The sequence below is a fragment of the Nocardia sp. NPDC055002 genome (assembly GCF_053608825.1).
The window spans coordinates 25,376-47,472 of the sequence record NZ_JBSGWE010000012.1; the positions used below are offsets into that span (position 1 = coordinate 25,376).

The window sequence follows — 22,097 nt, forward strand, 5'->3', positions numbered from 1 at the left end:
CAATCATGGAGGGATGACGCGAGGTCGGCGATTCCCCGGGCATGCGATGCGCAACGGTGCGGCGGCGTTGTGCGCGGTGCTGTTCTACTACAGCGTGCCGGTGGGGTGGATGTTCGAGCTCGACGCGTGGCCGGGGCGGATAGTGGGCGTGATCGGCTTCTTCGCCGGCGTTGCCGGACTCGGCTGGTTGGTATGGCGGCGGATCGAGACCTACCTGCAGGCGCCGACCGCCGCGGGCGGGCGGGTGGACGGGCTCCTGCTCCTCGTGTGCATCGTCGGCGTGGTGTTCGCGCTGTTCTATTACCGCTTGCAGCAGCTACGTCCGGATCAATTCGTCGGGCTCGAAACCCGCACCGACGCGCTGTACTACACGCTGGTCACCCTCGGCACCATCGGTTACGGCGATGTCCACGCTGTCGGACAGGGGGCGCGCATCGCGACAATGGTGCAGATCATTTTCGATCTGGTGGTGTTCGGCACGCTGCTCACCATCATCACCACGAGCGTGACCGGCCGGGTTCAGGCCGCCACCCGTGCCGCGCACAAGGTCAGCGGCGATGCGCCCGATACCACTCGATGAGTTCGTCGGTTGAGGAATCACCCACCGACACCGGCTTTTCCGATCCGCTCAGCAGCGGCATCAGCGCGAGGGCCTGCTGCTTGCCCAGCTCGACACCCCACTGGTCGAAACTGTCGACACCCCAGATGATGCCCTCGACGAACACCTGGTGCTCGTAGAGCGCGATCAGCTGACCCAGCGCCGACGGCGTGAGCTCCGCCGCCATGATCGTGGTGCTGGGCCGATTACCCGGCATCACCTTGTGCGGCACCAGTTCCGGGTCGGTGCCCTCGGCGCGGATCTCCTCGGCGGTCTTGCCGAACGCCAGCACCTTCGACTGCGCGAACAGGTTGCTGATCAGGATGTCCTGCATGCTGCCGGTGCCGTCGCGGGTCGGCAGGTCGTCGGTGGATCTGGCGAAGCCGAGGAAATCGGCGGGGATCAGGCGGGTGCCCTGGTGGAGGAGCTGGTAGAAGGCGTGCTGACCGTTGGTACCCGGCTCGCCCCAGAAGATCTCGCCGGTCGACGACGTGACCGGGGTGCCGTCGGCGCGTACCGACTTGCCGTTGGACTCCATCGTCAATTGCTGGAGATAGGCGGGGAATCGGGCCATATCATTCGAATAGGGCAGGACCACACGGGATTCCGCGCCGAAGAAATTCGAGTACCAGACACCGAGCATCGCCAGCAACACCGGCGCGTTCTCCTCCAGCGGCGCGGTGGCGAAATGCTTGTCTATGGCGTGCATTCCGCTGAGGAATTCCGCGAACTGCTCCTTGCCGATGGTCACCATCACCGAAAGGCCGATCGCCGAATCCACCGAGTAGCGGCCGCCGACCCAATCCCAGAAGCCGAACATGTGCGCGGTGTCGATGCCGAAGGCAGCCACGCGTTCGGCGTTGGTCGACACCGCGACGAAATGCTTGGCGACCGCTTCCTCGCCCAGCGCGTCGACCAGCCAGCGGCGCGCGGCGGTGGCGTTGGTGAGGGTTTCCAGCGTCGAGAACGTCTTGGACGCGACGATGAACAAGGTGGTGGCCGGGTCGAGGCCGGTGAGCTTGGCGACCAGGTCGGCGGGGTCGACATTCGAGACGAAACGAGCACCGATACCCGCGTCGACATAGTGGCGCAATGCGCGATACACCATGTCGGGGCCCAGATCCGAGCCACCGATGCCGATATTGACGATGGTCTCGATGCGTTCGCCGGTCGCGCCGCGCCACGCGCCCGAGCGCACGGAATCAGCGAATTCGCCCATCCGGCGCAGGACGTCGTGCACCTCGGCGTCGGCGTCGGTGCCGTCGATGCAGAGCTGGTCGCCGACCGGTAGGCGCAGGGCGATATGGCCGACCGCGCGATCCTCGGAGGTGTTGATGTGCTGGCCCGCGTACATCGCGTCGCGGCGTTGCGGCACACCCGCCGTGCGCGCGAGATCGACGAGCAGGCGCAGGGTTTCGCGGGTCACGCGATGTTTGCTGTAATCGATGTGCAGGTCCGCCACCTGCATCGTCAGCTCGCGACCACGTGCCGGGTCATCGGCGAACAGCTGCCTCAGGTGCATCGGCGCAACGGTGCGGTGATTGCTGTGCAGTGCCTGCCAGGCCGAAGACTCGGTGATGTCGCTGCTCACGAGCCGAGGGTACCGCGTTGGCCATCGAGCGGCGCTGTGTGTCGACGGGTTCAGGGTGGTGGCCGCGGCACCGGGCTTAGGCTGGCGGCATGGTGTCTGAACGCGATGTACTCGAATTCGTACCCAAGGGTTTGTGGATCGGCTCCGGACCCGTCGAGGCCACCGGGGGTGGCACTTTCGACGTGCGCAATCCGGCCGATGGGACGGTGATCGCGCAGGTGGCCGACGCGACTCCCGAGGACGCGATGCGGGCGCTGGACGCGGCCGTCGCGGCGGGGCAGGCGTGGGCGGCGACGCCGTCGCGGGAGCGGGGCGAGATCCTGCGGACGGTGTTCGAGCAGCTCACCGCGCGAGCGGAGGAATTCGCGCTGCTGATGACGCTCGAGATGGGCAAGGCACTGTCCGAGAGCCGCAACGAGGTGCGCTACGGCGCCGAGTTCTTCCGCTGGAACAGCGAGGAGGCCGTGCGGATCCACGGGCGGTATCTGAACGCGCCGTCGGGAACCGGGCGGATCATGGTCGCCAAGCAGCCGGTGGGTCCGTGCCTGGCGATCACACCGTGGAATTTCCCGCTGGCCATGGGCACCCGCAAGATCGGGCCCGCGCTGGCGGCGGGCTGCACGATGATCGTCAAGCCCGCCTCGGCGACGCCGCTGACCATGCTGGCGCTGGCCAAGCTCTGTAGCGAGGCTGGCCTGCCCGACGGGGTGCTGTCGGTGATCACCACCCAGCGTTCCGGGGCCGTCACGGGTCCGCTGATCGACGATCCGCGGCTGCGCAAGCTCACCTTCACCGGCTCCACCGAAGTCGGTAAGAAGCTCGTTGCGGCGTCCGCGAACCGGCTGCTGCGCACGTCCATGGAGTTGGGCGGCAACGCGCCGTTCGTCGTGTTCGACGATGCCGATGTCGACGCCGCCGTGGCCGGTGCGATGCAGGCGAAGCTGCGCAACGGCGGCGAAGCCTGCACCGCCGCCAACCGGTTCTACGTCCAGCGCGGCGTGGTCGCCGAGTTCACCGAGAAGTTCGTCGCCGCGATGGCCGACACCGTCGTGATGGGCCCCGGCACCGACGCCGCGACCACCCTCGGCCCTCTGGTGAGCGAGGACCAGCGCGAGATCGTGAGCGACCTGGTCGACGATGCCGTCGCCGTGGGCGCGCGAGCGTTGATCGGCGGCAAGGTTCCCAGCGGGCCGGGGTGGTACTACCCCGCCACGATCCTGGGCGATGTCCCGCCGTCCGCCCGCATCCTGCGCGAGGAAGTGTTCGGTCCGGTCGCCCCGATCGTCGCGTTCGACACCGACGAGGAGGGCGTCGCCGCCGCGAACGACACCGAATACGGGCTGGTCAGCTACGTGTTCACCCGAGATCTCGACCGTGCGCTGCGCATCTCGGAGGCGATGGAGAGCGGCATGGTCGGCGTGAACCGTGGCGTCATCTCCGACCCCGCCGCCCCGTTCGGCGGCGTCAAGGAATCGGGCTTCGGTCGCGAAGGCGGCACCGAGGGCATCGAGGAATACCTGAACACCAAGTACATCGCCCTGACCTGAGCCGGACAGAAAAATAACCGCCCCGGGGATGGTGTCGCACCCGGGGCGGCTTTTCGGAAGCGGCGAACTGGCTGGTCCGCCGCGTGGTTTGTGGTCTGGGGGCTAGCGGCCGAGGCGGCCGCGGCCGAGGCGGAGCAGGAGCATGGCGAGGGTGTGTCCCTCCTGGCCCAGCTCACTGAAGCGCTCGAGGACTTTCATCTCACGGCTGTGGACCAGGCGCGTACCACCGGAAGCCATCCGGGTGCGGCCGATGATCCGGGAGATCTCGCTGCGGCGTTTGATCGCGGCGAGGATCGTGGCATCGAGCTGATCGATCTCGAGGCGGAGCTTGTCGATCTCAGCTTCGGACTGCGGCAAGGCCGAATCGGAGCCGGTGGTCGTAGCAGGGGTGCTCATCATTCATCTCCTCGTGTCAGAACTTGGATCGGTCAAACCGAACGGCCTGTTACCCGATCTGTTCCGTCACCCTGAAACTTTTCCCGATGGGCAGTACTGGATCCCCCCGGGAGTGCGCGATCAGTACTCCCCGCCACGATATCGGATCGGCTGCCGACCCGGACATGCGGAGAAGCGCTGACCATGTGGCTCAGTCTGCCACGGGGCGCTAGGTAGGCAAAACAGTTCTGTTTGTGAATTCGCTGAGAACGTTCACCAAGAGTCGCCCGCGTCGACCTGGCCGGGTTCACCGGAAGTTTGCCCGGCTGTCGCCGCCCGGTCATCGCGGCAGCGGCGGTTCGCGGCTTGTCGGTGCCCGCCGGTAGCGTGGACACACGATGGATATCACGGTCGCTCCCCACGCCTCAGCCACCGATCCCAGCGAACCCGCGCCCGCGCCGGAGGGTGCCGTGCCGGCGCCTCGGGACGGGGGTGGCACCGGCGCGTCCGCGCTGGCTCAGGCGGCGGCCAGAAACAGCGCCGACCAGTCACAGCGTCGTCAGGAGCGTGAACAACAGCGCGCCGAGGAGATCGAGCGTCTCCTCGACGGGCTCAACCCGCCCCAGCGTGCCGCGGTGATGCACGCGGGTTCCCCCCTGCTGATCGTGGCGGGCGCGGGCTCGGGCAAGACCGCCGTGCTCACCCGCCGGATCGCCTATCTGCTCGCGGCGCGCGGCGTACGCACCGGGGAGATCCTGGCCATCACCTTCACCAACAAGGCTGCCGCCGAGATGCGGGAACGGGTCGCCGGGCTGGTCGGTCCGCGGGCGGCCAACATGTGGGTGTCGACCTTCCATTCCAGCTGCGTGCGCATTCTGCGGATGCAGGCGGCCCTGCTGCCCGGCCTGAATTCGAATTTCTCGATCTACGACGCCGACGATTCTCGTCGGTTGCTCACGATGATCAGTCGCGATTTCGAGATCGATACGAAGAAGTATTCGGCGCGTTTGCTGGCGACCGCAATTTCGAATCTGAAGAACGAACTGATCGGTCCGGAAAAGGCCGCCGCCGACGCCGAAGCCGACGACACCGAACTGCCCGCGCTGGTCGCCCGGGTCTACGCCGAGTACCAACGGCGATTGCGCACGGCCAACGCGATGGACTTCGACGATCTGATCGGCGAGACGGTGGCCCTGCTGCAGAACCATCCCCAGGTCGCCGAGTACTACCGGCGCCGGTTCCGGCACGTGCTGGTCGACGAGTACCAGGACACCAACCACGCCCAGTACGTGCTGGTGCGTGAGCTGGTCGGGCACCACAGTGCGGCCGACGAGCAGGCGGTCGAGCCGAGCGAGCTGTGCGTGGTCGGCGACGCCGATCAGTCCATCTACGCGTTCCGTGGCGCCACCATCCGCAACATCGAGGAATTCGAACGCGACTTCCCGGACGCGGAAACCATTCTGCTGGAACAGAACTACCGCTCCACCCAGCACATTCTGTCCGCCGCCAACGCGGTGATCGCGCGCAACGAGGGCAGGCGCGAGAAGAAGCTGTGGACCGATTCCGGCGAAGGTGAACTGATCACCGGCTACGTCGCCGACAACGAGCACGACGAAGCGTCCTTCGTCGCCAAGGAGATCGATCGGCTCGTCGACACGGGCGAGGCCAACTACGGCGACGTGGCGGTGTTCTATCGCACCAACAACAATTCGCGTGCGCTGGAAGAGATCTTCATCCGCATGGGCCTGCCGTACAAGGTCGTCGGTGGTGTGCGGTTCTACGAGCGCAAAGAAGTGCGTGACGTGGTCGCCTACCTGCGCGTGCTGGAGAATCCCGAGGACGCGGTGAGCGTGCGCCGCATTCTCAACACTCCACGTCGCGGGATCGGCGATCGTGCGGAGGCGTGCGTGGCAGTGCACGCCGAACAGCGCGGTATCGGTTTCGCCGCGGCGCTGCGCGATGCCGCCGAGGGCAGAGTCGCCTTGCTGAACACCCGCGCGCAGCGGGCCATCGCGGGATTCCTCGATCTGCTCGACGAGATCCGGGTGGCCGGAAAGCGGGCCGACAGCGACTATCCCGATGTGGGCAATGTCGTCGAGGCGGTGCTCGACCGCACCGGATATCGCGGTGAATTGGAAGCTTCCGACGATCCGCAGGACGGTGCGCGGCTCGACAACCTCAACGAATTGGTCAGCGTCGCACGCGAATTCAGTTCCGAGGCCTTCAACAACGCCGAGGCCGCCCGTGAGGAAGGGCTGGTGCCGGAGGCGGGCGACGGCGAACCCGAGCCGGGGTCGCTGGCCGCGTTCCTCGAGCGGGTGTCGCTGGTGGCCGATACGGATCAGATTCCCGATGAGGGCACCGGCGTGGTCACCATGATGACGCTGCACACGGCCAAGGGCCTGGAATTCCCGGTGGTCTTCGTGACCGGCTGGGAGGACGGGCAATTCCCGCACATGCGGGCGCTGGGGGATCCGAACGAGCTGGCCGAGGAACGTCGTCTGGCCTACGTGGGGATCACGCGGGCTCGCCAGCGGCTCTATCTTTCGCGCGCCGTGGTGCGGTCCGGCTGGGGGCAGCCGGTGTCGAACCCGGAATCCCGTTTCCTGCAGGAGATTCCGCAGCATCTGCTGGATTGGCGCAGATTGGAACCGGTCATCTCGCCGGTGCAGCGCGGGCGGCGCCGGGGTGAGGACAGTGGCTTCGATCGGGATTGGACCAGCGGGAGTGGGTGGGATCAGCGGCCCGGCGTGCGTGGCGGATCCGGCGAGCGCCGGCCTGCGCCCGGCGGTGCGGTGAAGCGGAACAACACCGACCTCGTTCTTGCCGTGGGGGACCGGGTTACCGATGACAAGTACGGGCTGGGGCGGGTCGTGGCCGCCGATGGGGTGGGGCCGTTGGCCACGGTGACCATCGACTTCGGGTCCGCGGGGAAGATCCGGCTGATTCCGCAGTTCAGCCGGACGATTGTGAAGTTGTGATGGTGGACCCGCGCCCAGGCTCCCGGTATACGGAGCGTGGGCGGGGGCCGGGTCAGTGGGGCAACAGGTCTGTCAGGGCCTCGTCGAGGGTGGGGTAGCGGAAGTCGAAGCCGACCTTGTGGAGGACTTCGGAGGTGGCGTGGCGGCCGGTGAGGCCTAGGGCGGGGTCGGTGCGAAGGGCTACCGCGCCAATTTTCAGGATCGCCGACGGCGTCGGGGGTGATGGGGGGCGGTGCAGGATTCGGCGGAGGGTGGCCATGAGTTCGGTGTTGCGGACCGGGAATTCGGTCGCGGCTACGAGGACGCCGTCGGGGAGCGTGACGGTGGGGTCGAGGCCGAGGGAAGCGCGGACGATGCCCAGCCAGTCCTCGATGTGGATCCAGCTGAACCACTGATCGCCGGGGCCTACGCGGCCGCCGAGACCTGCCTTGGTGAGCTGGCCCAGGCGTTTGAGGGCGGGGGCGTCGGGGTCGAGGACGATGGAGGTGCGCAGGATCGTCCAGTGGTCGGCGCGGGCAGGGTCGAACGCCTCCTCCCATGGCTGGGCGACGCCGGTCATCTGCGGGAGGCCGACAGGCAGGGGAGTTGTTTCGGTGCACCGGGTTTCGCCCGCGTCCGACCAGATGGCCGTGGTACTGGCCTGGACCCAGTAGTCGACGGGGGTGTCGCGCAGGCGGGCCGCGGCGACGAGAGCGGTGGTGGAATCGACTCGGCTGGAGCGCAGTTCGGCGACATTGCGTTCGGTCGGCCTGCAGTCGACCAGTTTCCCGGCGAGGTTGATCACCGCGAGCCGACCGGGTTCGCGCAATTCGGCGGACCAGGAGCCGACTGAGCGGCCGTCCCATTCGGTCTGGCGGAACGGCAGATCCGGGTTGCGGCGGCGGGTCAGCAGGGTGACACGTTGTCCGCGGCAGGTCAGATCGGCGGCGATCTGGAGACCGAGCGCGCCGGTGCCACCGGCGATGACGACATTCAGCGCGTCGTCGACGGGAGCCAGTCCGGCCAGCCGGGCCAGCCGCGAGAAGTTCACGCGCGCATCGGTTTCGATGAACGGACGGACGACGGTGCGCGCCGCGGCGGCGGAAGGACCGGTGAACCGCAGTTCCTGGGTGATCTCGGTGCCGCCGTCGCGCGGAGTCAACCGCCAGGTGAGGTGCATGGTGCCCGCGGGTTCGGGCTGCTCGATGCCGAGCTCACGATTCGGCTCGAACACGGTGACAGTGAACGGTTCCGCGAACCGCCCGTGGATTCGCGCGGAGACCTTGCCGTCGGGGAGGTAGTCGCCGGTGGCGCCGACGGCAACCGGTCCGTGCATCCGCACCGACCGTACCCCGGGGTTCCACTCCGGCCACTGCTCGAGATCCCCGAGCACTCCCCACACCAATTCCGGTGCGAGCCCGATGAACTGCGTGTACTTCGTCGTACCAGCCATAGCCGAAACGCTAACCCCGCCACCTGCTCAGGGGAAGCGTGCCGCTGGTCACGCAACAAGACCGACCACAAGCTGCCTCGATTACGCAACAGCCGGGCAAACAACCGATCGTCGGTCACTCACCGACACAGCGAACGCCCGCGTCACCATCTCGACGGCAGTCGAAGCAAGCTGACCAGTACTCAGATCTGGCCTGAATCCACGGGGCGGTGATTACTAATCGCGCTGGGCGCCGAGGCTGATGCCGCGCGTGGCCAGCCACGGGACCGGATCGATCTTGTCGGTGCCGTTGAGCCAGACCTCGAAGTGGCAGTGCGGGCCGGTGGAGAAGCCGCGGTTGCCCATCGTGGCGATCTGGTCGCCCGCCATCACGCGCTCGCCCTGCGAGACCGTGGCGGTGTCGATGTGGCCGTAGATGGTGACGGTGCCGTCGTCGTGCAGGACACGGACCCACATGCCGAAACCGGACGCCGGGCCCGCTTCGATGATGGTGCCGTCGGCGACCGCGTAGATCGGGGTGCCGATCGGGCCTGCGACGTCGATTCCGAGGTGCTGGACGCCCCAGCGAGCACCGAACCCGGAGGTGTAGTTGCCCGAGGTGAACTTGGCGAACAGGGGCCGCAGCTTGGCGGATTCCTGGGCGGCGAGGTCTTCGGCGAACTTGGCGCCCTTGGCGAGGATGTCGTCGAAGTGGTTCTTGTCGGCGATGGCGGTGGCGTCGAGTACCTGGGGAGCCGCGCCGGTGCCGGGGTCGCCGATATCGGCCGTGCTCATCGACTGGGCGGCGATCTCGTGGACCTGACCCGCTGCCTCGTAATCGATGCCGTGCGCGGGCTGGCCCGGATCGGCCATGGCCGCCTGACCCGCGGCGACAACCGCACCGGCGGCGACGGCGATGACCGCGGCGCGGCCCTTCAGCGCGGCGGGCGGTGCGGGGACGCGGTGTGCGCCACCACGCCGTTCGGCGCGGCGCGGCGCGGCGGATTCTTCCGCGGTGGTCTCTTCGGCCGCGGGCGCCCAGTCGGCGCCGTAGGTGCCGGTGTCATAGGACTCGTCGGCGGTCCATTCGTCCTCGGCGGGCGTCCACGCCGCGTCTTCGGACCACGAGTTCTGGTCGCGCCACGCGTCGTCGGTCTGCGGCCACGCGGCGGCGGGGGCCCGGCGGGCCTGCGGATGCGACGTGTATTCGTCGGCGTACCGGTAACGGTGGCCGGAGTTGGTGCGATTTTCGACTGGAAGGGTGGAGCGGTGGTTCATCGGCCGTGCCGATTCGCCAGCTGTTCCAAGCGAGTACTGAAGTACCTCAAGCTTGTCGTCCTCCTCAGTCCTGACTTGCCAGTCGTGACCTGGTTGTCGTGACCTGGTTGTGACTTCGACCGCATTGACGGTAACGAAGCGATTGCAGAGTGGCAAGCGCTGGTCGAAAACCTACACGCGTGTGTGACATTCGTCACCGTAACGCAAGGGAATATCTCACCGTTTTCCGGCATCCCGGGTGAGGTCTGTCGACGACATAACGTAGTAGATGCCGGGGGGTTCCGGTTTTAGGCGGCCCGACCTGCCAAGGCGTTGTGAAACGTCCAAAAACTACTCGCCAGTAGCCTTGGCCAGCGGTTTTCCGGGGCTCCCGTTATGGGTCGTGACCTGCGCCACTTACTATGAACGTGGTCGTTTACCCCTCCCCGTGACTAGCTACAGTCCGATCCGACCCGCTACCGACGTCGGGCCGCCAACAAAGACGTTGTCATAGCAACGCAGACGAGACGGTGAGTACATGGATCTCTTCGAATATCAGGCGAAGGAGCTCTTCGTTAAGCACGGAGTGCCTTCGTCCGAGGGTCGTGTTTGCGACACGGCCGAAGAAGCACGCGCCATTGCCGAGGAAATCGGCAAGCCCGTGATGGTCAAGGCGCAGGTCAAGGTGGGCGGCCGCGGCAAGGCTGGCGGCGTCAAATACGCGGCCACCCCGGAAGACGCGTTCACGCACGCGCAGAACATCCTCGGCCTCGACATCAAGGGCCACATCGTCAAGAAGCTCCTGGTCGCCGAGGCCAAGGACATCGCGGAGGAGTACTACATCTCCTTCCTGCTCGACCGCTCCAACCGCACCTACCTGGCCATGTGTTCGGTCGAGGGCGGCATGGAGATCGAAGAGGTCGCGGAGAAGACTCCCGAGCGCCTCGCCAAGATCGCCGTCGACGCCGTCAAGGGTGTCGACCTGGCCTTCGCCCGTGAGATCGCGGAGAAGGGCCACCTGCCCGCCGACGTGCTCGACGCCGCGGCCGTGACCATCCAGAAGCTGTGGGAGGTCTTCGTCAACGAGGACACCACCCTGGTCGAGGTCAACCCGCTGGTGCGCACCCCCAACGACGAGATCCTCGCCCTCGACGGCAAGGTCACCCTGGACGAGAACGCCGAGTACCGGCATCCCGACCACCTCGAGTTCGCCGACGTCGACGCGACCGACCCGCTCGAGCTCAAGGCCAAGGAAAACGACCTCAACTACGTCAAGCTCGACGGTGAGGTCGGCATCATCGGCAACGGCGCCGGTCTGGTCATGTCGACCCTGGATGTCGTCGCGTACGCCGGTGAGAACCACGGCGGCGTGAAGCCGGCCAACTTCCTCGACATCGGCGGCGGCGCTTCGGCTTCCGTGATGGCCGCGGGCCTGGACGTCATCCTGGGCGACGCGCAGGTCAAGAGCGTGTTCGTCAACGTCTTCGGTGGCATCACCGCCTGCGACGCGGTCGCCAACGGCATCGTGGGCGCCCTCGAGGTGCTCGGTGACGCGGCCACCAAGCCGCTGGTCGTTCGTCTGGACGGCAACAACGTCGTAGAGGGTCGCCGCATCCTCGCCGAGGCCAACCACCCGCTGGTGACGCTGGCCCAGACCATGGACGAGGGCGCCGACAAGGCCGCCGAACTCGCCTTCAGCGCCAAGTAAGGAACAGCGAACATGTCCATCTTCCTGAACAAGGACAACAAGGTCATCGTCCAGGGCATCACCGGCGGCGAGGGCACCAAGCACACCGCGCTGATGCTGAAGGCGGGCACCAACGTCGTCGGCGGCGTGAACGCGCGCAAGGCCGGCACCACGGTCAAGCACACCGACAAAGACGGCAACGAGATCGAGCTGCCCGTGTTCGCCTCCGTCGCCGAGGCGATCGAGAAGACCGGCGCCGACACCTCCATCGCGTTCGTGCCGCCCGCCTTCTCCAAGGACGCCATCATCGAGGCCATCGACGCGGAGATCCCGCTGCTCGTGGTCATCACCGAGGGCATCCCGGTGCAGGACTCCGCCTTCGCGTGGGCCTACAACGTCGAAAAGGGCGAGAAGACCCGCATCATCGGCCCGAACTGCCCCGGCATCATCACCCCCGGCGAGGCGCTGGTCGGCATCACCCCGAACAACATCACCGGCAAGGGCCCGATCGGCCTGGTGTCGAAGTCGGGCACCCTGACCTACCAGATGATGTACGAGCTGCGCGATTTCGGTTTCTCGACCGCGATCGGCATCGGCGGCGACCCGGTCATCGGCACCACCCACATCGACGCCATCGAGGCGTTCGAGAAGGACCCCGAGACCAAGATCATCGTCATGATCGGCGAGATCGGTGGCGACGCCGAGGAACGTGCGGCCGCCTACATCAAGGCCAACGTGACCAAGCCGGTCGTCGGCTACGTCGCCGGTTTCACCGCGCCCGAGGGCAAGACCATGGGCCACGCCGGCGCCATCGTCTCCAGTGGTGGCGGCACCGCGCAGGCCAAGCAGGAAGCGCTCGAGGCCGCAGGCGTGAAGGTCGGTAAGACGCCGTCCGCCACCGCCGCGCTCGCTCGCGAGATCCTGGAGAAGGCGTCCATCGCTTCTGCGTGATCTGAAATCTCACACTGTCGAAGGCCGCCTTCAGGTTTAACCTGGGCGGCCTTCGTCGATTCATCCACAGGCGGTGGTTTATCCACAGCCTGCATCGGTAGGTGATGACCGGGGCCGTGGCGTGCAGTAGCGTCAGGTATCGGATCAGGCACCAGTCAGTTCGACGCGACCGATGCGCACGACTCGACAAGGAGACGACGAGACATGTCATACCCGACCGGGGGCTCCGGGTACAACACACCCGCGACACCCGCCGCGCCTCAGGGCCCGAGTACCGGAGCCGCCGCGGCTTCGCCATCGACCGCGACCGGTTCGGATGGCAAAGGACTGCCGTTCATCCTGACCGCGGCCGCCGCCGGACTCGGCGTCGTCACCTTCCTCCTCGGCTTCGCGCCGTACGTCGGCTTCACCGCGCTGCGTGAGACCACCACCGGCAGCATGTTCGAATCGAGCAGCGGCGCCCTCGCGACACTGATCCTGGCCGCCGCCTTGCTCGCCGGGCTGTCGTTGCTGCCCAAGCAGAACGTTCTCGGCGTCGCCGCGGCACTGGCCGTGGCCTCGTTCGTCGGTGTCGTGGTCTCGCTGATCAGCGTGGGCGAGGGCATGGAACTGCAGTGGGGCGCGTTCGCGGTGGCCGCGTTCTCGTTCATCGTCGCTGTGCTGATGGTGCTGGCCTTGCTGTTCGGGCTCGGCATCATCAAGGTGCCCGCGCCGAAACCGGCCCAGCCACAACAGCAGCAGAACCAGTACGGCCAGTACGCGCAGCAGGGCTACGGCCAGCAGGGCTACGGCCAGAGCACCGGCCAGCAGCCCTACGGGCAGACCGGTTACGGCCAGGCCCAGACCGGTGGGCAGTACCCGACGCAGTCGCCGTCGCCGTACGGCCAGCAGAGTCAGCCGTCGGTGCCGCAGGCGCAGCAGCCGTCCTACGGCCAGCCGGGCCAGCAGTCCTACGGTCAGCCGGCACAGCAGTCGCCGTACGGCCAGCAGTACGGCGCCCCGCAGGCGCAGCAGCCCTCGCCGTATGGTGCGGCGCCGCAGGCACAGCCGCGTCCCGACGAGAGCGCGACGCAGACGTTCGGTGGGCAGCAGCAGGGCCAGCCGTTCGGTGCGCCGACCTACGGTGGCGCGCAGCCGTCGTCGCCCGGTCAGCCGCAGCCCTTCGGTGGCGAGCAGACCGCCGATCCGGCGGCCGATGCGACCACCGCGTTCCGTCCGAACGACGACAACAAGTAAAACCGACGGCTGCCGCACGGTGGTTCAGGTTCGATCGCGAGCCCACAGGTACGCCTGTGGGCTCGCGGCGCGCCTGACCCCCGGCCGCCGGGGAAGCTGCCACGCTGAATTGTCATGAGCTCCCGTAACGCCCTCGTGCGCCGGACCTCCGGGTCACGCGGCACCGGGGAGACAGTCGCCGCATCACCGCCCGGGCAGGAGCCCGGCTGGTGGTCGCTCTCGCCCGAGCGGGCGCGCACCCTGCTGCTGGTCGCGGCGAGGCCGACGATCACCGCCTTGGCGGCGACGGTGTTGCTGGTCCTCGTGGTCATGCTCACCACCGGCACCGATCTCACCAGTGCGCCCGCCGCGGTCGCCGCGACGTGGCTTGCCGCCCACCAGGTTCCGCTCACGGTCGGCAGGACGACACTCGGCCTGCTGCCGCTGGCGCCGACGGCCGTGCTGGTCTGGCTGGCCGCCCGCGAATGCGCGCGGGCCGTCCCGAACCGCCCGACTCCCGTCGAACTGGGCTGGTTGACCGGTGCCGTGCTGGCCGGACCGCTGCTGATGACGGCCGTCTGCCTCGCCGTCACCGGCGATGCCGCGGGCGTCACCCCGCTCGAATCGTCGGGTCCGATCGCGGCGTTCGGCTGGGTGTTCGTGCTGTATCTGTTCGCGGCCGCCGCCGGGATCGCCGGCCGGGCGTGGAGTTCGCTGTGCGCGCTGGTGCCGATCGAGATCCCGGAATGGGCGGTCCTCGGCGCCCGCGCGGCGCGTCGCACCGTGTTGCGCATGCTCGGCTGCGCCGTGCTGGCCACCGTGATCTCCTTCTTCGTGCATCTGTCCCGGCTCGACGGTGCCTTCCAGCAGGCCCACAACGTCACCGACGTGCTGGGTATGACCTTGCTTTCCCTGCTCTATCTGCCGAATGTGGTGATCGGCGCGGCGGGGATCCTCAGCGGTGCCGCGGTGCTGTTCGGAGCGGGCTCGGTCGGGCTGTTCGGCGTGACCGGCGGGCACATGCCGGTGCTGCCCGCGCTGATCCCCGTGCCGGAAGGGCCCGCGTCCCCGTGGTGGGCGGCGCTGCTGCTGGTCCCGCTCGCCGTCGGCGTGCTCGGCGGGATCGAACTCGGCCGCACCAGCGATGACCGGCCCGGCGCGCCGTGGGCCACGCTCACCTGCGCCGCGCTGTCCACGCTGACGTTCCTGATGCTCGCGATCCTCGGCAGTGGTCAGCTCGGTGCCGTCGGGTGGGTGGGCGTCGATCTGCTGATGCTGGTCGTGCTGATGGTCACCTGGTTCGGTTTCGGCGGCTTCGTCGGCATGGTGTTCGCCCGCCGCTTCCTGGCACCGACCGCGCCTGCCGAGGTGTACGACGACTACGACGACGCCGACGACTACGAGGACGACGACTACTACGACGACGACGAGTACGACGACGAGGACGACGACGATCCCGACGAGTACGCCGACGCTGTCGAATACGACGATCCCGCAGTAGAAGTCGACGGCGAACTGGTCGAGGACTTCGACGACGACCTCGAAGTGAGCATCGCCGCACCCGGCTCGACCGACGAGCCCGCCGACGACATCGTCGACGTCGAAGTGGTCGAGTCGGACCTGCCGGACGAGGACAAGACCCCCGGTCGCTAAGCTCGACCCGGCGCCTATCGCCATCGCCGCCGCCCGATCACACGCAGGAGTAGAGCGCTGACGTCCTCGTTTGCCCCGTGGAAGCCCGCCAGAACACCGGCCACCGTCGTCGTTCTGGCCTCGGGCACCGGCTCGCTGCTCAACGCACTGCTGGCCGCCGCACGCGAGCCCGGCTACCCGGCGCAGATCGTGGCAGTCGGGGTCGACCGGGACTGCCCGGCCACCGCGCACGCCGAGGCCGCCGGTGTGCCGCACTTCAAGGTGGGGCTCAAAGACTATTCCGACCGGGACGCCTGGAACGTCGCCCTCACCGAGGCCGTCGACGCGCACAAGCCCGATCTGGTGGTCCTGGCGGGCTTCATGAAAATCCTCGGCGCCGCGTTCATGGAACGTTTCGGCGGTCGTCTCATCAACACCCATCCCGCGCTGCTGCCGTCGTTCCCGGGCGCGCACGGGGTGCGTGACGCGCTCGCCTACGGCGTCAAGGTCACCGGCTGCACCGTGCACCTGGTCGACGCGGGCGTGGACACCGGCCCGGTCCTCGCGCAGGAAGCGGTCGCCGTGATGCCCGGCGACGACGAGGACACGCTGCAGGAGCGCATCAAGGTTGTCGAGCGACGGTTACTGGCGGAGGTCATCGCCGCCGTCGCGACGCGAGGCATTGTCTCCGACGGACGAAAGGCAGAAATACCAGTGAGCGAGCACGCCGGTGAGTGAACGTAAGGCGATCCAGAGGGCGCTGGTGAGCGTCTACGACAAGACCGGGCTCGTCGAGCTCGCCACCGGGCTGCACGCGGCCGGTGTGGAACTGGTGTCGACGGGGTCGACGGCGGGCAAGATCGCCGAGGCCGGGATTCCGGTCACCAAGGTCGAGGACCTGACCGGGTTCCCGGAGACCCTCGACGGCCGGGTCAAGACGCTGCATCCGCGCGTGCATGCGGGCATCCTGGCCGACACCCGCCGCGCCGAGCACGTCGACCAGCTCGTGGAGCTGGGCGTCGAGGCGTTCCAGCTGGTGGTGGTGAACCTGTACCCGTTCACCCAGACCGTGGCCAGCGGCGCGAGCGTCGACGAGTGTGTGGAGCAGATCGACATCGGCGGGCCGTCGATGGTGCGTGCCGCAGCGAAGAACCACCCGTCGGTGGGTGTGGTCGTCGACGTCACCGACTACGACGACGTGCTCGCCGCGGTGAAGTCCGGCGGGTTCACCCTCGCCGAGCGGACCGCGCTGGCCGCCAAGGCCTTCCAGCACACCGCGAGCTACGACGTGGCCGTCGCGAGCTGGATGGGCTCGGTCGCCGTGCCCGCCGTCGCCGAGGAGACCGAGCAGTTCCCCGGCTGGGTCGCCGGTTCGTGGGAGCGCGCCGCGGTGCTGCGCTACGGCGAGAACCCGCACCAGGCCGCCGCGCTGTACACCAGCAACGACGGCACGGTCGGGATCGCGCAGGCGAAGCAGTTGCACGGCAAGGAGATGTCGTACAACAACTACACCGACGGTGACGCCGCCTGGCGGGCCGCGTTCGACTTCGACGAGCCCGCGGTCGCGGTGATCAAGCACGCCAACCCGTGTGGCATCGCCGTGGCAGGCGATATCGCCGAGGCGCACCGCAAGGCGCACGCCACCGACCCGGTGAGTGCCTACGGTGGCGTGATCGCGGCCAACCGTGAGGTGAGCGTCGAGATGGCCGAGCAGGTCGCCGAGATCTTCACCGAGGTGATCATCGCCCCCGGGTACGCGCCCGGTGCCGTGGAAGTGTTGCAGCGCAAGAAGAACGTGCGCGTGCTGGTGGCCGACGCGCCGCAGCGCAAGGGCGTGGAGCTGCGCCCGATCAGCGGCGGTGCGCTGCTGCAGGACCGCGACGTTCTCGACGCCGAGGGCGACGATCCGGTCAACTGGACGCTCGCCGCGGGCGACCCGGCCGATGTCACCACCCTGGCCGACCTCGAATTCGCCTGGCGCGCATGCCGTTCGGTGAAGTCGAACGCGATCCTGCTCGCCGAGGACGGCGCCGCGGTCGGCGTCGGCATGGGTCAGGTCAACCGTGTCGATTCCTGCAAGCTCGCCGTCGAGCGCGCGGGGGAGCGTGCGAAGGGCTCCGTCGCCGCCTCCGATGCCTTCTTCCCGTTCTCGGACGGGCCGGAGATCCTGGTGGCCGCGGGTGTTCGCGCGATCGTGCAGCCCGGCGGTTCGATCCGCGACAAGGACACCATCGAACTCTGCAAGGAAGCCGGCGTCACCCTGTACCTGACAGGCGCACGCCACTTCGCTCACTGAGTCCAACCCGAAACGGGTGCCGCACCGAATCCTCGGTGCGGCACCCGTTTTCGGCTATCCGGCGTCGAGTACCTCGCGGCTGCCCAGCGGGGAACCCAAGGGGATCTCCAGCGTGCCGAAGACGGCGTTCATGGTGCACATCTTGTTCACGGAGTCCGCTCGGGTCCCGGAACGCAGGGACACGGTGACCGCCTCGGCGGTTTCGGTGACGGAGGCGTCCACGGCGTAGCACTCGGGGTTGCCGGTCTGGAAGTTGACGCTGATCCTGTTCTCGCTCAGCCGGTTCCAGGACGTGAACGGGATCGGGTGCGGGTTCACCAGGGTCGGATCCGCGGTGAAGGGCTGCCCGATGCCGGGGTTCGGGTCTTCGGGGCGGGCGTTCGTTGTCGACGTATTCGGTTGGGGCGCAGGGTCTTCCGAGGATCCGCAGGCGGTGAGGGGTGCGATCAGCACGGCCACGGCTGCCGCGGCGGCGGTGTAGCGCGACATCGTTCTCATGGTGTCAACCCTAGACGGCACGGCCCGACCGTGAACTTTCCGCGAACCCTGCGCATAACCCCTCCATTTCCGTGCCGCGGCGACTACATTCGGCTTCGATGCGGCTCTGCGGCAATCGGCCGGCATCTTCTGTTGGGCTGAAGCAATTGGCGATCTTCGAAAGGAACAACGTGGCCGACACGCTGCGCGTAGGCGAAGAACTGGGACTGGGGCAGTCCCTGACCGGCGGTGCCTACACCCTGGCTCTGCAGCCGGATGGCAACCTGGTGCTGACCGAGCCCGACGGCAACGTCGTCTGGGCCGCCATGACGCACGGGCAGGACGCGCAGCGCGCGGCCCTGCAGCACGACGGCGACTTCGTCGTCTACAGCGGTGGCGGCGCGCGTATCTGGGCGACCGACACCAGCGGCAAGAACGTCGAGAAGCTGGTTGTGCAGCCCGACCGCAACGTGGTGCTCTACGGCACCGACGGCTCGGTCGCGTGGGCCACCGCCACCAATACCGACAACCCGCTGCCCGCCCCGGAGCCGGTCGCGGCCGCCCCGATCGCCGAGGAGGTCCCGCCGCCCCCGGCCGCGCAGACCTACACGGTCGAGTCGGGCGACACGCTGTGGGCGATCTCGGAGCGCTTCTACGGTGACGGCAACCGCTACCAGGAGATCGCCGCGGCCTCCGGTATCGACAACCCGGATCTGATCAACGCCGGTCAGGTACTGACCATCCCGTAAGGCGCAGACGAAAGTGGCCCCGAGGCAACAGCTTCGGGGCCATTCTCGCGTTCACGGCGCTACTTGGTGGTGGTGAACGGCAGCAACGCCATCTCGCGCGCGTTCTTCACCGCGACGGCGACCTGACGCTGCTGCTGCGGGGTCAGGCCGGTGACGCGGCGGCTGCGGATCTTGCCGCGGTCGGAGATGAAGGTCCGCAGCAGGTTGACGTCTTTGTAGTCGACGTACTCGATGCCCGCGGCGATCAGCGGATTCTTCTTCGGCTTACGCCCCTGGTCGGCGCGTGCCTTCTTGGACGGTGCTCGCTTCACTGCCATGGGATATTCCTTCTCACGAATCAGTTTGGGGAGTCTCTACCAGCTCGATTTGTGGACCCCGGGAAGCTCACCCCGATGGGCCATCTCGCGCACACGAACACGGGAGAGGCCGAACTTGCGGAGGTAGCCGCGTGGGCGGCCGTCGGCAGCGTCCCGATTGCGCAATCGTACCGGACTGGCGTTGCGTGGCTGGTTGCGCAGTTCGGCCTGGGCGGCCGAGCGTTCGGCCTCGCCGGTGCTCGGCTTGCGGATGATCTCCTTGAGCTCGGCGCGCCGGGTCGCGAACCGTTCGACGATCTCGCGTCGCTGCTCGTTGCGAGCGATCTTGGATTTCTTCGCCATCAGCGCTCCTCGCGGAAGTCGACGTGGCGGCGCACGACGGGGTCGTACTTGCGCAGGACCAGCCGGTCGGGGTCGTTGCGGCGGTTCTTGCGGGTGACGTAGGTGAAGCCGGTGTCCGCGGTGGACTTCAGCTTGACGATCGGCCGGATATCGGTCGCTTTCGAGGCCATGTTCAGCTCCTAGATCTTGTCCCCACGAGCGCGGATGCGGGCCACCACAGCCTCGATCCCGTCGCGGTCGATGGTCTTGATGCCCTTGGTGGAGACCGTCAGCGTGATGCGGCGGCCCTCGCTGGGCAGGTAGTAGGTCTTGTGCTGGATGTTGGGGTTCCAGCGTCGGTTGGTGCGCCGGTGCGAGTGGGAGACGGCTTTTCCGAAGCCGGGTTTGCGACCGGTGACCTGGCAGTGGGCCGACATGCGACCTCCTTCCATGGTTATGACAACCATTTTCGACAACGATTATTCCGCACTGTACAGTCGCCGTGAGGTAAATGAAAATCATTGTCGAAAGGGGTATCGGGTGCTGGACCAGTCAGACCGGAGAACGCCCGTGGTGCTGCTGGCCGGCTTCTCCGGACCCGCCATGGGCGGCGTCGAGCACATCGCGGCGACGCTGAGCGAGGACGCGGGCACCGTGGTGGTGCATCACGACCTCGCCGAGCTACGTGAGGGCGTGGTGCGGCGCACAGTGCGGACCGCGGGCAACGTGAGCACCACGGTGCTCGAACTGGCGCACGGGTGCGTGTCGTGCACGCTGCGCGCCGATCTGCTGCCGATGCTGTGCACGCTCGCCACCCGCGATCACATCGAGCGGATCGTGCTCGCGCTGGATCCCGGCATCGAGGCGGAGGCGCTGTGCCACGCGATCGAGCATGTCGAGGTCAGCGGGGTGGCCGATCGCGTCGACGGGCCCGCGGGCCGCACTGTGCGGATCGAAGCCGTGCTGACCTGCCTGGACGGGCAGCAGTGGCTCGCCGATGCCACCGGTGACGAGGTGCTGGCCGATCGCGGGCTCGCCTCCGCCGATGACGAGCGCACGGTCGCGCAGGTGGCCGTCGGCCAGGTCGACTTCGCCGACGCGCTGGTGGTACTCACCGCGGGCGCCGACGCGCTCGATCACGAGCGGCTGGCCGCCGTGCTCGCCCGCCTCGCACCCGCCGCGCCGGTCGCCTGGCTGCCCGAGCTGTCCGGCTTCGACGCCATCGAGATCGGTGCGCTGCTGACCCGTGTGCCCGCGGACTCACGCCGGGGCCGGATCTTCGACGCGCACGCACCGCTGCTGCGCGGGCAGCCGCCGCTGAGCACCGACTACGGCGTCTCGATCGTCGAATTCGCCGCGCGCAGGCCGTTCCATCCCGAGCGGCTGCACGAGGCCCTCGACGTACTCCTCGACGGCGTGGTCACCGCCCGCGGCCGGATCTGGCTGGCGACCCAGCCCGACCACGTGGTCTGGCTCGAGTCGGCCGGCGGCGGGCTGCGGGTCGGCGGCGCCGGTCGCTGGCTGGCCGCGATGAACGCCGAGGAACAGGCCGGCGCCGACCCGGATCGGCGGGCGATGGGCGCGCTGGGCTGGGACGAGCGGTTCGGCGATCGCGATGTGTCGCTGGTGATCCTGGCCCACGACGCGGACCCCGCCGAGATCCGGCACGCCCTGCACTGGGCGCTGGTCGAGGACGACGAACTGCTGCTCGTCGACCGGGCGCCGGAACGAGTCGCGCTGTGGGAGGACCCCTTCGGCGACTGGCATCAAGATCCCTGCGCCGATCCCACCGAGGCAACGGCCTCGGCGAGCGAGCGCACAAACCCGAGAGGAGAAACGGCATGAAAGCGGGCATCCACCCCGACTACCACCCCGTCGTGTTCGAGGACGCGAGCACCGGGAAGCAGTTCCTGACCAGGTCGACCGCGAACAGCGACCGCACGATCGAATGGGCCGACGGGAACACCTACCCGCTCATGCTGGTCGACGTGACCTCGGATTCGCACCCGTTCTGGACGGGCACCGCCCGCAACCTCGACACCCAGGGCCGGGTCGAGAAGTTCGAGCGCAAGTACGGAAAGCGCTCGCGCGCGGGCAAGGAAGGCTGAATCATGGCGGTCCCCAAGCGCAGAATGTCGCGCTCGAACACCCGAAGCAGACGCGCACAGTGGAAAGCGGAAGTCCCGCAGCTGGTCCCGGTGACAGTGGGCGGTGTCGAGTACCGGGTACCACGCCGCATCGTCAACGCCGTCCGCAAGGGCATGATCGACCCCGCCCGGCTCTGACGCCGACAACAACGGCCTGCCGGAACCGCCCGGCAGGCCGTTGCCTGTCTCTACCGCACTGGGTGTGCGGCCCGCGTCATCCTTCGCGCTCGGCCAGCGCTACCAGGGTCGCGGCGAGCTGGAAGAACTTGTTGTTGCCCAGGTCGGCGATGGTCTTGATCTTCAGCGCCTCGAGCAGCTGCTTGTCGTGCGCCTCGGTGAGACCGGCCAGCGCCGACGGGGGCGCGGCGAGAATTTCGGCGAGCGTCTTGTTCTCGAATTCCTTGTCGAGGACTTTGTCGAGCACCACGTTGACGGCCATGCGAACTCCTTCGAACGAACCTTGGATGTGCCGGGCGAGACGAATGCGCCCTTCAGCGACCATAACTCGGTTGGCGCACCACGTGGTGGGCTTCCGAGGGCTCGGC

Annotated in this window: 23 protein-coding genes; 13 read left to right on the forward strand and 10 right to left on the reverse strand. The window is 67.8% G+C overall.

Annotated elements, in window-relative coordinates; all coding sequences use genetic code 11:
* Positions 1–13 precede the first annotated feature (13 nt).
* Positions 14–580, forward strand: a complete 567-nt coding sequence (locus ACWF99_RS31895) for a potassium channel family protein (protein WP_378635886.1) — start codon at positions 14–16, stop codon at positions 578–580.
* Here the strand turns inward: ACWF99_RS31895 and pgi are convergent.
* Positions 549–2,189: a glucose-6-phosphate isomerase gene (gene pgi, locus ACWF99_RS31900; RefSeq protein WP_452538206.1), complete on the reverse strand. Its 1,641-nt coding sequence runs from the start codon at positions 2,187–2,189 to the stop codon at positions 549–551. The genes ACWF99_RS31895 and pgi overlap by 32 nt on opposite strands.
* Before the next feature lie 89 nt (positions 2,190–2,278).
* Between pgi and ACWF99_RS31905 the strand changes: the two genes are divergently transcribed.
* On the forward strand, positions 2,279–3,736 hold the full coding sequence (locus tag ACWF99_RS31905; protein ID WP_452538207.1) for an NAD-dependent succinate-semialdehyde dehydrogenase: 1,458 nt from the start codon (positions 2,279–2,281) through the stop codon (positions 3,734–3,736).
* Between the two features lie 102 nt (positions 3,737–3,838).
* On the opposite strand, the gene ACWF99_RS31910 is transcribed toward ACWF99_RS31905, so the two are convergent.
* On the reverse strand, positions 3,839–4,132 hold the full coding sequence (locus ACWF99_RS31910; RefSeq protein ID WP_056816138.1) for a chorismate mutase: 294 nt from the start codon (positions 4,130–4,132) through the stop codon (positions 3,839–3,841).
* A 377-nt stretch (positions 4,133–4,509) separates the two neighbouring features.
* Here ACWF99_RS31910 and ACWF99_RS31915 point away from each other — a divergent pair, with 377 nt between their 5' ends.
* On the forward strand, positions 4,510–7,092 hold the full coding sequence (locus ACWF99_RS31915; protein WP_452538208.1) for a UvrD-helicase domain-containing protein: 2,583 nt from the start codon (positions 4,510–4,512) through the stop codon (positions 7,090–7,092).
* A gap of 52 nt (positions 7,093–7,144) precedes the next feature.
* Here ACWF99_RS31915 and ACWF99_RS31920 read toward each other — a convergent pair whose 3' ends face one another.
* Together ACWF99_RS31920 and ACWF99_RS31925 are read right to left on the reverse strand one after the other, a co-directional pair.
* Positions 7,145–8,524: a DUF1731 domain-containing protein gene (locus ACWF99_RS31920; RefSeq protein WP_378635896.1), complete on the reverse strand. Its 1,380-nt coding sequence runs from the start codon at positions 8,522–8,524 to the stop codon at positions 7,145–7,147.
* 216 nt (positions 8,525–8,740) lie between these two features.
* Entirely contained in the window at positions 8,741–9,781 is a 1,041-nt protein-coding gene (locus tag ACWF99_RS31925; RefSeq protein WP_452538209.1) for a M23 family metallopeptidase, read from the reverse strand.
* A gap of 517 nt (positions 9,782–10,298) precedes the next feature.
* Between ACWF99_RS31925 and sucC the strand changes: the two genes are divergently transcribed.
* The 6 genes from sucC to purH all read left to right on the forward strand — a co-directional run bounded on the left by sucC (position 10,299) and on the right by purH (position 17,541).
* Complete coding sequence (gene sucC / locus ACWF99_RS31930) at positions 10,299–11,468, forward strand: ADP-forming succinate--CoA ligase subunit beta (protein WP_358109230.1); 1,170 nt, start codon at positions 10,299–10,301, stop codon at positions 11,466–11,468.
* Between the two features lie 12 nt (positions 11,469–11,480).
* The gene (sucD, locus tag ACWF99_RS31935) at positions 11,481–12,398 is read left to right on the forward strand and encodes a succinate--CoA ligase subunit alpha (protein ID WP_378635903.1); all 918 of its coding nucleotides are present in this window, start codon (positions 11,481–11,483) and stop codon (positions 12,396–12,398) included.
* 204 nt (positions 12,399–12,602) lie between these two features.
* On the forward strand, positions 12,603–13,634 hold the full coding sequence (locus tag ACWF99_RS31940) for a DUF5336 domain-containing protein (RefSeq protein WP_452538210.1): 1,032 nt from the start codon (positions 12,603–12,605) through the stop codon (positions 13,632–13,634).
* A gap of 114 nt (positions 13,635–13,748) precedes the next feature.
* Positions 13,749–15,266: a cell division protein PerM gene (locus tag ACWF99_RS31945; protein ID WP_452538211.1), complete on the forward strand. Its 1,518-nt coding sequence runs from the start codon at positions 13,749–13,751 to the stop codon at positions 15,264–15,266.
* A 36-nt stretch (positions 15,267–15,302) separates the two neighbouring features.
* On the forward strand, positions 15,303–15,983 hold the full coding sequence (gene purN / locus ACWF99_RS31950; RefSeq protein WP_452538230.1) for a phosphoribosylglycinamide formyltransferase: 681 nt from the start codon (positions 15,303–15,305) through the stop codon (positions 15,981–15,983).
* On the forward strand, positions 15,976–17,541 hold the full coding sequence (purH, locus tag ACWF99_RS31955; protein WP_452538212.1) for a bifunctional phosphoribosylaminoimidazolecarboxamide formyltransferase/IMP cyclohydrolase: 1,566 nt from the start codon (positions 15,976–15,978) through the stop codon (positions 17,539–17,541). The genes purN and purH overlap by 8 nt, the downstream gene beginning before the upstream one ends.
* Before the next feature lie 54 nt (positions 17,542–17,595).
* Here purH and ACWF99_RS31960 read toward each other — a convergent pair whose 3' ends face one another.
* On the reverse strand, positions 17,596–18,039 hold the full coding sequence (locus tag ACWF99_RS31960; RefSeq protein WP_452538213.1) for a hypothetical protein: 444 nt from the start codon (positions 18,037–18,039) through the stop codon (positions 17,596–17,598).
* A 170-nt stretch (positions 18,040–18,209) separates the two neighbouring features.
* Here ACWF99_RS31960 and ACWF99_RS31965 point away from each other — a divergent pair, with 170 nt between their 5' ends.
* Entirely contained in the window at positions 18,210–18,767 is a 558-nt protein-coding gene (locus ACWF99_RS31965; RefSeq protein ID WP_378635915.1) for a LysM peptidoglycan-binding domain-containing protein, read from the forward strand.
* 59 nt (positions 18,768–18,826) lie between these two features.
* On the opposite strand, the gene rpsR is transcribed toward ACWF99_RS31965, so the two are convergent.
* Genes rpsR through rpmB form a run of 4 tightly spaced genes read right to left on the reverse strand, consistent with a single transcriptional unit; the run spans position 18,827 to position 19,842 of the window.
* Positions 18,827–19,084 carry a 30S ribosomal protein S18 gene (rpsR, locus tag ACWF99_RS31970; protein ID WP_067449582.1) on the reverse strand — a complete coding sequence of 86 codons (258 nt, stop codon included), beginning with the start codon at positions 19,082–19,084 and terminating at the stop codon, positions 18,827–18,829.
* Between the two features lie 36 nt (positions 19,085–19,120).
* Positions 19,121–19,426 carry a 30S ribosomal protein S14 gene (gene rpsN / locus ACWF99_RS31975; protein ID WP_378635918.1) on the reverse strand — a complete coding sequence of 102 codons (306 nt, stop codon included), beginning with the start codon at positions 19,424–19,426 and terminating at the stop codon, positions 19,121–19,123.
* A complete protein-coding gene (rpmG, locus tag ACWF99_RS31980; protein ID WP_378635921.1) occupies positions 19,426–19,596 on the reverse strand; it encodes a 50S ribosomal protein L33 in 171 nt (56 codons plus the stop codon). The genes rpsN and rpmG overlap by 1 nt, the downstream gene beginning before the upstream one ends.
* A 9-nt stretch (positions 19,597–19,605) precedes the next feature.
* Positions 19,606–19,842 carry a 50S ribosomal protein L28 gene (gene rpmB, locus ACWF99_RS31985; protein WP_194826729.1) on the reverse strand — a complete coding sequence of 79 codons (237 nt, stop codon included), beginning with the start codon at positions 19,840–19,842 and terminating at the stop codon, positions 19,606–19,608.
* 103 nt (positions 19,843–19,945) lie between these two features.
* On the opposite strand from rpmB, the gene mrf reads away from it, so the two are divergent.
* The 3 genes from mrf to rpmF are packed head-to-tail and all read left to right on the forward strand — an operon-like array spanning position 19,946 to position 21,690.
* Positions 19,946–21,250, forward strand: a complete 1,305-nt coding sequence (gene mrf, locus ACWF99_RS31990) for a ribosome hibernation factor-recruiting GTPase MRF (protein ID WP_452538214.1) — start codon at positions 19,946–19,948, stop codon at positions 21,248–21,250.
* Entirely contained in the window at positions 21,247–21,513 is a 267-nt protein-coding gene (locus ACWF99_RS31995) for a type B 50S ribosomal protein L31 (RefSeq protein ID WP_378635925.1), read from the forward strand. Before mrf ends, ACWF99_RS31995 begins: the two co-directional genes overlap by 4 nt.
* A gap of 3 nt (positions 21,514–21,516) precedes the next feature.
* Positions 21,517–21,690, forward strand: coding sequence for a 50S ribosomal protein L32 (gene rpmF, locus ACWF99_RS32000; protein WP_378635926.1), 174 nt, complete (start codon positions 21,517–21,519; stop codon positions 21,688–21,690).
* Positions 21,691–21,766: 76 nt separating this feature from the next.
* Here the strand turns inward: rpmF and ACWF99_RS32005 are convergent, their stop codons facing one another.
* Entirely contained in the window at positions 21,767–21,991 is a 225-nt protein-coding gene (locus ACWF99_RS32005) for a hypothetical protein (protein WP_336084385.1), read from the reverse strand.
* Positions 21,992–22,097: the final 106 nt, after the last annotated feature.